Origin of the sequence: Rhodococcus sp. BP-332 (assembly GCF_019836065.1) — a bacterium.
In the GTDB taxonomy this organism is placed as follows: domain Bacteria; phylum Actinomycetota; class Actinomycetes; order Mycobacteriales; family Mycobacteriaceae; genus Rhodococcoides.
The window spans coordinates 116,704-128,112 of sequence record NZ_JABUEC010000006.1 but is presented as its reverse complement, the minus strand read 5'-3'; the positions used below and the strand labels follow the sequence as shown (position 1 = coordinate 128,112).

The 11,409-nt window shown below is 65.0% G+C and carries 9 protein-coding genes; 7 read left to right on the top strand and 2 right to left on the bottom strand.

The window, feature by feature from the left end; translation table 11 throughout:
* Window positions 1-667: 667 nt before the first annotated feature.
* Both HQ314_RS20585 and mftR read right to left on the bottom strand, forming a co-directional pair.
* Window positions 668-1,714, bottom strand: coding sequence for a GGDEF domain-containing protein (locus tag HQ314_RS20585; RefSeq protein ID WP_222651137.1), 1,047 nt, complete (start codon window positions 1,712-1,714; stop codon window positions 668-670).
* 584 nt (window positions 1,715-2,298) lie between these two features.
* Window positions 2,299-2,910 (bottom strand): mycofactocin system transcriptional regulator, encoded by a 612-nt coding sequence (gene mftR, locus HQ314_RS20580; protein WP_222628859.1) that lies wholly within the window; start codon window positions 2,908-2,910, stop codon window positions 2,299-2,301.
* Window positions 2,911-3,028: 118 nt separating this feature from the next.
* Between mftR and mftA the strand changes: the two genes are divergently transcribed.
* The 7 genes from mftA (at window position 3,029) to HQ314_RS20545 (ending at window position 10,280) form a co-directional block, all read left to right on the top strand.
* A complete protein-coding gene (gene mftA, locus HQ314_RS20575) occupies window positions 3,029-3,139 on the top strand; it encodes a mycofactocin precursor MftA (protein ID WP_374197859.1) in 111 nt (36 codons plus the stop codon).
* Between the two features lie 7 nt (window positions 3,140-3,146).
* Entirely contained in the window at window positions 3,147-3,461 is a 315-nt protein-coding gene (gene mftB / locus HQ314_RS20570) for a mycofactocin biosynthesis chaperone MftB (RefSeq protein ID WP_308119516.1), read from the top strand.
* The gene (gene mftC / locus HQ314_RS20565; RefSeq protein WP_222651135.1) at window positions 3,458-4,747 is read left to right on the top strand and encodes a mycofactocin radical SAM maturase; all 1,290 of its coding nucleotides are present in this window, start codon (window positions 3,458-3,460) and stop codon (window positions 4,745-4,747) included. The genes mftB and mftC overlap by 4 nt, the downstream gene beginning before the upstream one ends.
* A 47-nt stretch (window positions 4,748-4,794) precedes the next feature.
* Entirely contained in the window at window positions 4,795-5,982 is a 1,188-nt protein-coding gene (gene mftD / locus HQ314_RS20560; RefSeq protein ID WP_222626811.1) for a pre-mycofactocin synthase MftD, read from the top strand.
* 1 nt (window position 5,983) lies between these two features.
* Complete coding sequence (gene mftE, locus HQ314_RS20555; protein ID WP_222626810.1) at window positions 5,984-6,661, top strand: mycofactocin biosynthesis peptidyl-dipeptidase MftE; 678 nt, start codon at window positions 5,984-5,986, stop codon at window positions 6,659-6,661.
* A gap of 42 nt (window positions 6,662-6,703) precedes the next feature.
* Window positions 6,704-8,167, top strand: a complete 1,464-nt coding sequence (mftG, locus tag HQ314_RS20550) for a mycofactocin system GMC family oxidoreductase MftG (RefSeq protein ID WP_261777931.1) — start codon at window positions 6,704-6,706, stop codon at window positions 8,165-8,167.
* A gap of 325 nt (window positions 8,168-8,492) precedes the next feature.
* On the top strand, window positions 8,493-10,280 hold the full coding sequence (locus HQ314_RS20545) for an NAD(P)/FAD-dependent oxidoreductase (protein ID WP_222651133.1): 1,788 nt from the start codon (window positions 8,493-8,495) through the stop codon (window positions 10,278-10,280).
* The last annotated feature ends 1,129 nt before the right edge of the window (window positions 10,281-11,409 follow it).

Here is an 11,409-nt window from a genome sequence, read left to right as displayed (position 1 = left end):
CCCTCGCAGAAGTCCTGGGACGTCCGCCGACAATCGCAGACTCGCTCGTTCAGAAGTCCATGCGCCGCCCCCACGTCCACCTGATTCCGCGAACGAGTTACGAATGAGTTGTGACAACTCGTGACATTGAGCCGCATTTCGGCAATTTTCGCAGGTGACCGGACGCCCCTGGACCGTGGCGGACCTGCACGGACGGGCCGACGAAAGTTGTGAAACGAGAGGTCAAACGAGGCGATTTCAAAGCATTTCCGCAGCTCAGAGGCATATCGAGAGCCTCCTTTCGGGATTGAACCGAAGGCCGCTCGCTTACAAGGCTTCGACGACCCGATCAGGTGGATTCACGTGGACTCGCGAAAGCGGCTCTGAGTGCACATTCGTCCAGCCGTGTCCGCCTCGATCCACCTCAGTCCGTCCCGACTTGTGACACTCTCGTGACACCGAAAATACTGTTCGTGAAGCCGAATAGCCTGGTATTGCTCTGCTGCACAGAATATCTCGTCAGATCGAAGGAGCGGCGACTGAACTCTCACTAGGGGAGGACGCGTCGCGGCGCACTGCGCTGGCCAGCAGCGATCTCTTCGGGAAGGCGAAGGGCGTGTTGATGGAGCGTTGTGACGAGAGCGCTCCGCGGCGATGGATCAGAATGCTCGAATTCTCCAGCAGGTAGTCAGCGCTTGGTCGACGGTCGGCCGACCTGACTACGCGGATGACCGGAATCAAAGACCGGCCTGCCCCGGCCCCCGACCGCGGCTCCCGACCAGGACAGTGACTCAGCCAGGACGTATGCCGCCTGGTCCCGCCCGGACGACTTCGCCGCATACAGTGCCCGATCAGCAGTCGCGGTCAACGAGTCCACCGCCGACCACGGGTCGTTTACCTCGTCGTCGCTCACGACGGTGCAGCGCACCACTCCGACACTGACGGTCACCGTCCCCGTCTCGCGCATGGCGGCCAGGATCGTCCCCTCCACACCGCCCATGACCGATGTGAGACCGACGACGAGGAACTCCTCGCCGCCCAGCCGCGCCACCAGCGCGTCCGGACCCGCCACCGCATGCAGCGTCGCCGCGACCTCGACAAGAACGTCGTCGCCGACCGCGTGACCGAACTGATCGTTGACGGACTTGAAGTGATCGATGTCGACCAGGCACACCAGTAGCGGGACAGCGGAGATACAGGCCTGATCGAGCATCGCCGCGGCACGCGCGGTCAGTCCCCGGCGGTTGAGCAGCCTCGTCAACGGGTCGGTATCCGCGAGGTCTTCGAGGCGTGACGTCACGGCGGAGACACGCGATCGCAGCGAAGCCATCAGCACCGTTGGTACCAGCACCGTGGTGACTGTCGCCCCGACCGCCACGAGTCGGACGGTCCCGACGGTCTCGTCGATGCACACCGCAGTCGCCAACGCGATCGCGACCGCAGTCAGAGCCACAGTGATATGACGCGAGGATCCCGACGCGGCGATCGCCGGGACCACCGCCAACATAGCCCCGACGGCTGTTGTCGACGCGGGGTCGACGATGACGAACGCCGATACCGCCACTCCCGCCATGCCGCCGGACCCCAGCAGCACGAACTGGCGGTCGTCGAGCACACCGACGCGCACTGTGACCATCACGGTGACCGCAGTGAACACACTGACCGCTGCCAGCGCCCACACCCCGTTCGGGCCCACCAGCGTCGGCACGAGGAGGGCGACCACCAGCAGTGGCACTGCCCCCGATGCTGCGCACGCCACCGCGAGAGACCGAATATCGTAGCGGCCCCGCACGAGCCGAGGAGTGCTGTCGGATTCACGCATGACCACACAAACTCCTTCCAGCCCGAGCACCCGGGGCCACACAGACGATGAACGGCGACAACACAACTCGGAAGGACACACAGAGAGGAGGCGGTGGTGGTGGTGGTGGTGCACCGATCCCATCGGAAGATCCCGCCCGACACCACACGCGAGCGCAACATGAGTGGCGGCCCGACTGGCGCGACCCTCGCGGCCCTGAAGGATTCAAATGCAACAGCACCGCAGTGGAGGCACTCGGATCACGCGATGAGTCCCATTGCCGGGCTGACCACTCACTTCATTTTGTGTGGCGCGGGCAAATGTCGTCTACCGACAGCCTCGACTGGGCCGACCGATTCTCGGTCATCGGATTGCACTGGCGGTACTCGAACTGTAATGCAGAAGCCCCTCTCCAGCAGGGTTTTCGAACGGTCGTCTCCGACACTGGGCTGCGAGGTCGGTTGTCAGCCCGTCGGCCGGCGTTAGGACCGAAATAACGGGCGTGCACAGAACAACAACTACAGCCCGGGCCCGCATTGCAGACCGCTGTGTAGCGGCCCGCATGCCTCTCGAAGTAGATCGACCAGTTCCGCACCATCGTCCGACAGCCACTGTTCGTACGCTGAGATCGCGACTCCCAGGGCGAGCCAACCTGCGGTTCGGGGATAAAGGTCATCGGCATTCTGTCCGACGCGTCCGGCCACGAACTCGGCGATTACTTGCCGCCACCCCTGGTACATCACCATCGAATATGCCTGTAGTGCCGGCACTTCGAAAATGAGGCGCAGACGTGTTCGATGGACCTCTCGTTCCTCGTCCGGAAACGCGTTGAAGCGAAGCACCGCGTCCATCACTGCGTCCGGGATAGATGAAGACAGCGAGGTCTCGGACAGCATCTGCCGAAGATGAATGAGACCTGCGTCGAAATCCCCCCAAGGGACGGCGTTCTTGGACGGGAAATATCGGAAGAAGGTTCGTCTGGCGATGCCCGCCGCGCGGGCAATGTCGTCGACGCTCGTCGCATCGAACCCTCGTTCCGCGAACAGCGCTATGGCCACGTCACTGATTCCCCCCTTGGTGGCGGAGGGAGGCCGACCCACGGCACTGAGTGGTTCCTGCTGCACGACGATCCTCCCGGTTCGGTTCCCGCGAACTGTTTACTTTGTGCACTCGATGCCATTATTGTCTGTGGTGTGCGACACCACGTCGTCCTCACGCGTCCCGCATCACACTCTCATGGAGGTTCCCATGTCTGATCCGTCGAACACCATGTCCGAAGCATCCCAGTCCGAGGAGCCGTTGGTTCAGGAGTCGTTGGTGGAGGAAGTCTCCATCGACGGTATGTGCGGCGTCTACTGAGTCGGCCGTGACCGACGTGTTCGCTGCATCGCCCCGAACGGTGGACCTGGCCCTGGCGTGGCAGCTCAATCCTCAGGTCGCGTTGCGCCCGGAACCGTTCGGGGCGTTGCTGTATCACTTCGGGACCCGCAAGCTCTCGTTCCTCAAGAACGCCGTCATCGTGTCACTGGTCACCTCGCTGTCATCGCATCCGGATGCACGATCCGCGATGTCGGCCATGGGGATCGAGGAATCGGCGATGCCGCGCTACGCGCAAGCACTCGCCGCTCTCGCGGACTCGACGATGATCGTTCCCACTCCCGTGAAGGAAGGCCCGGCATGACCTCCACCCTCGCCCGCCCCGAGCAACCGGTAGGCCGCCTGGTCGACCAGTTCGAACTCGGCCTCGACGCCCCCATCTGCCTGACGTGGGAGCTCACCTACGCCTGCAACCTCTCCTGCGTGCACTGCCTGTCCTCCTCCGGGCGGCGCGACCCACGAGAACTGTCCACCGAGCAGTGCAAGTCGATCATCGACGAACTGCAGAAGATGCAGGTGTTCTACGTCAACATCGGCGGCGGTGAACCGACCGTCCGATCCGACTTCTGGGAACTCGTCGACTACGCCACCGCCCACCAGGTGGGCGTGAAGTTCTCCACCAACGGCGTCAAGATCGACGAGAAGGTCGCCGCGAGGCTCGCCGCGTCCGACTACGTCGACGTGCAGATCTCCATCGACGGCGCCACCGCCGAGGTCAACGACGCCGTCCGCGGCCCCGGCTCGTTCGACATGGCCGTCCGCGCCCTGAAGAACCTGAAGGACGCCGGGTTCCGGGACGCGAAGATCTCCGTCGTCGTCACCCGCCACAACGTCTCCCAGCTCGACGAGTTCAAGGCCCTCGCCGACGCCTACGACGCCACCCTCCGCATCACCCGCCTGCGCCCGTCCGGTCGCGGCGCCGACGTGTGGGACGACCTGCACCCCACCGCCGGACAGCAGCGCGAACTCTACGACTGGCTCGTCGCCAACGGCGACGGTGTGCTCACCGGCGACTCCTTCTTCCACCTCTCCGCCTTCGGCGACGCCCTCCCGGGGCTCAACCTGTGCGGCGCAGGACGAGTGGTGTGCCTGATCGACCCGATCGGCGACGTCTACGCCTGCCCCTTCGCCATCCACGAACAGTTCCTCGCCGGCAACATCGTCCGCGACGCCACCCCCACCATGGGCGGCTTCCAGGCCGTCTGGCAGACCTCGGAACTGTTCCAGGAACTGCGCTCACCGCAGACTAGCGGCGCCTGCACCAAGTGCGCGCACTTCGACGCCTGCCGCGGCGGATGCATGGCCGCGAAGTTCTTCACCGGACTGCCCATGGACGGCCCCGACCCCGAATGCGTCCAGGGCTACGGCGAATCCGCGCTCGCCGCCGACCGCGGCACCGTCCCGAAATCGAGCGTCGACCACTCACGCACCGGGAAGCGGTCCACCCCGAAAGCGTCGATCCCCTTGACGCTGCTCACCCGCCGCGACGGCGCACCCGCCAACGTGAAGGCCGGAGGCCGGCCGCCGGCATCGAAACTCTGTGATGAGAACCCGCTCGCAGGAATGACTTTCAGCAAGGACGATCAGTGAAGCTTCGCGATATCCAAGCCCACAACCCGTGGGCGAGAAACCCGTGGATGGAAAGCGTCGCCGAGATGCAGCGACGAGCCAAGAAGCGGCTTCCCCCGTCGGTGTACTCGGCATTGATCGCCGGATCCGAACGCGGCAACACCTACGACGACAACATGGCAGCGTTCGGCGAACTCGGCTTCGCACCCCACGTCGCCGGCCACGCGGCCGTCCGTGATCAGTCGACGACGGTGATGGGGCAACACATCTCCATGCCGGTGATCATCTCGCCCACCGGCGTGCAGGCCGTGGACCCCGACGGTGAGGTCGCTGTCGCCCGCGCCGCCGCCGCCCGCGGCACCATCATGGGACTGTCGTCCTTCGCCTCCAAATCCGTCGAGGACGTCGCCGCGGTCAACTCGCAGACGCTGTTCCAGGTCTACTGGCTCGGCACCCGCGAGGAGATGGTCGCCCGCATGGAACGGGCGAAAGCCGCTGGCGCGGTGGGGATGATCCTCACCCTCGACTGGTCGTTCTCCTACGGGCGCGACTGGGGCAGCCCCGCCATTCCCGAGACGATGAACCTCGCCGCCATGGTCAAGTTCGCGCCCGAGGGCCTGATCCGCCCGGCGTGGCTCTACAAGTTCGCCAAGTCAGGTCGCATCCCGGATCTGACGACACCGAACATCCTGCCCGCCGGCGCTCCACAACCGCCGACTTTCTTCGGCGCGTACGGCATGTGGCAGCAGACCCCGCCGCCGTCCTGGAACGACATCGCCTGGCTCCGTGCGCAGTGGGACGGCCCGTTCATGCTCAAGGGCATCTCCCGCATCGACGACGCCCACCGAGCCGTCGACGCCGGATTCTCCGCGATCTCCGTCTCCAACCACGGCGGCAACAACCTCGACGGCACACCGGCCACCATCCGGATGCTGCCCGCCGTCGCCGAGGCCGTGGGCGACGAGATCGAGGTTCTTCTCGACGGCGGAATCCGACGCGGCAGCGATGTCGTCAAAGCCGTCGCCCTCGGTGCCCGCGCAGTCATGATCGGCCGCGCCTACCTGTGGGGTCTCGCCGCGAACGGGCAGGCCGGTGTGGAGAACGTTCTGGATGTGCTGCGTATGGGCACAGACAGCGCGCTGCTCGGCATGGGCAAGAGTTCGATCCACGACCTGACCCCGCAGGACATCGTCGTGCCCGACGGCTTCGCCAGGGCCTTGGGAGCCGACGTCGATCAGGCTGCGCACACTCTCTGACATGGCCGAACTCGGGTCCGCTCGATGGCCGCACGTCGACGGCGGTCTGGTGGTCGTGCCGGTGGGGTCCGTGGAACAGCACGGACCCCACCTCCCGCTGAACACGGACACCACCATTGCCGAAGCGGTCGCCGACGGCGTGTCGGATGCATGGATCGCCCCTCCCCTCGCCTACGGATCGAGCGGAGAACACGAGGGCTTCCCCGGCACCGTGTCCCTCGGGCGCACTGCCCTGAGCACGATTCTCGTCGAGTACGGCAGATCCATCTGCCGGTGGGCCGACCGGGTCGTGTTCGTGAACGGGCACGGCGGCAACGGATCCGCCCTCGCCGAGGCCGTGGCGCTCCTGCGGTACGAAGGGCGCGACGTGGCCTGGTTCCCGTGCAGCATCCCGGGGGCCGACGCGCATGCGGGACGGACCGAGACGTCGCTGATGCTGCACATCGCACCGGATCAGGTCGTGATCGAGGCTGCGGTCGTCGGTAACACCGACCCCGTCGCCACGTTGATGGAGCACATGACCGTGTCCGGCGTCATGAGCGTGTCCAGCTCCGGTGTTCTCGGCGATCCCAGCGGCGCGACACCGGCAGAGGGCGCCGACCTGCTCGCGGGACTCAGACAACGGTTCGTCTCCGCTGTCGAACGATGGACACCCGACGACCTCGGCATCCTTCGGTGACCGGCGTGTTCTGCGCATGGTCGGTTCATCGGTCCGGGCGTGATGGTTGACGTCATCGTCGTCGGCGGGGGCAGCGCGGGCTGCGTCGCTGCTGCCGCATTTGCGAAGGCCGGCGCCTCGGTCCTGATTCTCGAGGCCGGCCACGCCTTCGCGCTCTCGGCCCCCACCGGGTCGTGGCCGTCCGAGTTGACGGACGCCCGGCGCATGCCGATCGGCCCCGGGTCTCGCTACATCGATCCGATCACGGCGCACACGACGCGCAACCATCACTTCGTGACCACCCGGGGCCGCGTTCTCGGTGGATCCGGCGCCGTCAACGGTGGGTACTTCGTGCGCGCACCACTGTCCGATTTCGACAGCTGGCCACAAGACAGGTGGGACAGGGCGACCGTTGCCCGGCATTACGCCGGCATCGAGAACGATCTCGATTTCGGAGCGCGCGACCATCATGGCTCGGACGGTCCGGTGCCGGTGACTCGCGCGGTCACTGCTCCACTCCCACAGGCGTTTCTCCGCGCAGCGGTGGCCTCGGGGTACGAGTACGTCGAGGATCTGAACGCCCCGGATGCCCGCGACGGGATCGGTGCCGTGCCGTCGAACGTGGTGCACGGTCGACGCATCTCCATGGCACAGGCCTACCTGCGACCGGTCGCGGACACGGTGTCCGTTCGCGGGCGGTCGCGCGTGGCGCGACTGATCGTGCGCGACGAGCGAGTCGTCGGGGTCACGGGCCGGGACGACCACGGAGACTTCACGGCCTACGCGGATCGGGTGGTACTGGCGGCCGGAGCGGTGCGTACACCGAACCTGCTCATGCACTCCGGAATCGGCGACGCCGCACAGCTTCGGCAGATCGGTCTTCCGACAGTTCAGCATCTCCCTGGCGTCGGACTCGGGGTCGCCGACCATCCTGAGATCGTCGTCACGTACCAGCCGGTGACCGGTCCGAGTGCACCGGATGCAGGTACACCCCTGCAGGCCGTCCTGGAGATCGGACCCCTCGAGATCCGTCCTTACACGTCCTCGTTCGATCGCATGATCCCCGGGCTTCCTCCGATGCTGCCGACCGTAGGCGTAGCACACATGACCCCCGAAGCACGAGGGGTCGTCACCGTCGTGTCGGACGACCCGTTCTCCGCGCCCGCGGTCGACCACGACTATGCAGCGACAGAGGCGGACCGCGAAGCGCTGCGAACCGGAGTCCGGGTGGCGATGGACATCCTGTCGTCTCCGATGCTGGCAGCGGCGGTGGCGGAGGTATTTCCTCCCGAGATGTCCCGCGCCGAGATGTCGCTGGGCGGGTCGTTGCACACCATGGGCAGCGCGCGCATGGGCGCCGACGACGATCCCCTCGCCGTTCTGGATTCCGTCGGCCGGGTGCGAGGGATGGCGGGCCTCTCGGTCGTCGACGCATCGATGTTCCCGTCCCCGGTGTCACGCGGCCCCCACGCCACCGTCGTGATGGCCGCGCATCGCGCCTGCGCAGCGCAGATCGCCGAGATCTGAACGATGCTGGATTCACTGCGCCCGCCAGATCGCGGCCAGCAATAAAGGCCACTTATTATCGTCAGACCCACCGCGACCATCTGAAAACTGCTGTAAGTTCACGATAGACGCGAGCGCTACCGACGTAAACACCGTAATGAATACCCTCATCAGCACCACGCTAAGGGTCCATCGAAGTGAGGAAGAGCATGAAGCGACCGGCCGAGGCCCATCGAGGTCACCCGACGTGTGCGAGTACGAACCGTTCCGCTCGTAGGTCATCGACGGTCGCCGAGGCGTCCCGAGACCTCGTCGGCTCGCCGTCCGACCAGCCCGGGCCCGTGGCATGACTTCGCGAGCACCCGAGCAGCCCAGCGATCTGATCGCCTCCTGGCTCGGCGACGTCGAACGCGCGGTGTCGCAGCGCGATGCCCAGTCTCTGGCGGACCTGTTCGTCGCGGACTCGTACTGGCGGGACATGGTCGCCTTCACCTGGGACCTGTGCTGCGCGGCGGGTGACGAGGCCATCGCCGAGCAGATGCTGAGCGAGTCGGATCGGGTGGGACCGACCCGCTGGCGCATCGCCGAGTCCATGTCCGCGCCTCGTCGAGTGGTCCGCGGAGGCAGGGACGTGACCGAGGCGTTCATCGAGTTCGATCTGAGCATCGGTGGAGGAACGGGCGTGGTCCGACTGGTGCAGGACGACCGCGACGGGCGCTTCCGCTGCTGGACGCTTCTCACGCGACTGCGCACCCTCACAGGACACGTCTCCGAACCGTGGCCGGCAGGGTTGGGCTACGAACCGAGCCCCGAGGCATGGTCGTGGCAGGCGCATCGGGACCTGGAGAGTTCCTACATCGATCGTGAGCCCGAGGTCTTGGTGGTCGGCGGCGGTCACTCCGGGGTGTTCACGGCCGCCTACCTCGAGAATCTCGGCGTCGATGCTCTGGTCGTCGACCGCCATCCGCGAGTGGGCGACAACTGGCGTACGCGGTACGACGCGTTGGCGCTGCACAACCCCACTCTGATGGTGGAGTTCCCGTTCTTGCCGTTCCCGAGGTCGTTCCCCGAGTTTCTCCCGAAGGATAAGCTCGCCAACTGGTTCGAGTCCTATGTCGACGCCATGGAGATCAATTACTGGACGTCGACCGATTTTCGGAGTGCCGAGTACGACGCCTCGTCACAGACCTGGAAGGTCGACGTCGAGCGCGATGGCGTTCGTCGGCAACTCCGCCCGCGGCACATCGTCATGGCGACGGGCGGAGTGGGCGGTGCAGCCAACATTCCTCGACTCGAAGGCATCGACGCGTTTCGCGGCGAGGTCTTCCACACCAAGGACTTCCACTCGGCACTGGGCTACGAAGGCAAGAACGTGCTGGTCGTCGGAACAGGCTCGAGTGGCCACGACGCTGCGAAATACATGACCCAGATGGGGGCGCACGTCACGATGTTGCAGCGCAACCCCACCTCGATCGTGAGCCTCGAGAGCGCCGACATGTCCTACCTGCAGTACATGGACGGGACACCCCTGTACGAAGGCGACATGCTCTCCTCTGCCGGATTCGTGCGGCCTCTGATGATCCCCAACTTCCAGGCGCTCACCCGCAGGACGAACGAGAACGATCGTGAGCTCCTCGACAACCTGCGACGTGCCGGAATGGAGATCGACGACGGATGGGAGGGCACGGGGTGGTTCTGGAAGTTCTTCGAGCGATCGGGGGGCTACTACCTCAACACCGGTTGCTCGGAGATGATCATCTCGGGCCAGGTGAAGATGCTGCAGACTCGAGACGTCGAGACATTCACTCCCGACGGAGTTCGGCGGCACGACGGACACGAGCTGCCGTTCGACACTGTCGTTCTGGCAACAGGTTACGAGAATCTGCAGGGCGAAGTCCGTCGATTCTTCGGCAACGACGTGGCCGATGAGCTGGGCCCGATCGGCGGGTTCGACGAGGACGGAGAGCTGCGCAACGTCTGGCGGCCCACGAAGCAACCCGGTCTGTGGTTCATGACCAGTGGGTTTGCGGGAGGTCGCAATCACGGCGAGCTCGTCGCCCTCCAGATCAAGGCGAATCTCCTGGGCATCGCTCGACGACCCGCTCGGGTCGAATCTCTGACAGAGGTGTCTTAGCACCGCTTTTCGGACGAGCTGACCGCCCCGTACACTACTAGTGCCGTCGAGAGTCCAGGAGTTCCTGGAGTCTCGACGGCACTGTCGACTACCGAGGCGCGACCACGGTGTTCACCGTCCGCGGCAGCTCACCGGCCGACCGCGATGAGCAGGTTGCGCCCGTCCGATGGCCGTGCCGTCAATTCGGTACCGATCGACGTGCCGAACTCGAGAGTTGCTCACCTGAACTCGGGCCACCAGGTAGCCGGGGGTACGGGTCGGTGATCAACCGGTTCTTCTCCGACACGGTCACAGGCTCGTCAGCCGTCCTCACGACCGGCGCAGCAGCGAACGGGTTACGCGCTAAAATTGGGGTCAGCGGCGCGATGAGCTGCTCATCTTATCTGCATACGGGTCGTACTTCTGTGAGCGGTCACGTACTTGCTTGGGCTCGAGAGGCTGTCCGGCACATTATCCCCCCACCCGCCACCTGAGTTCGTTCGACATGTCATACCTGATGACGTCCCACACGTCTGGCTCTCTCGCAAGCAACGGGCACGACGAGCAGGCTGGTCATCGGTCACCTCGTTGAGGAGACGGTGGTGTCTAAGAGCCGTTGATACAGCCACAATCGAACCGGGATCAATCGTGGCCGGTCTGGCCGGCGCGGCTAGGCTCTCGGCGGTGAGCGTTCCTGGGTTCTCAACCTCAGGCCGTGAGTCAGAGCACCGCCGATCGACATCGGCCGCGCCAGCGTACGCTCGCAGGTTCAAACGTAAGCTGGACCCGCTGAGGCCGGCGGCACTTCGCCGGCGAGAAAGATCGAGGCCGGGAGCAGATGCAAGGACACTATCTGCAAGCGATCTCTCAGAAATTCGACACAGTTATACCACCGGCGTTTGGGTGGGCTTGATAGCTGTCTCGTAATAGTAGGCGAGCCAGGCGGACTGGTCGAATTCCCTTACACCGCCGCCACGCAGCCGCCTCCAGATGCTGCTGAAAATGTAGGTGGCGACAAGGCAACATGCCATATTTACGACCTCCAAATATTTTACTCGTACTGGAACGCATGTGGTTCGTCGAGGATCGATGGGTGGGTCGACTGATTGCCTAAGAAACCAGGCTCAGCGTTTGCAAAACTCCGCCGGTG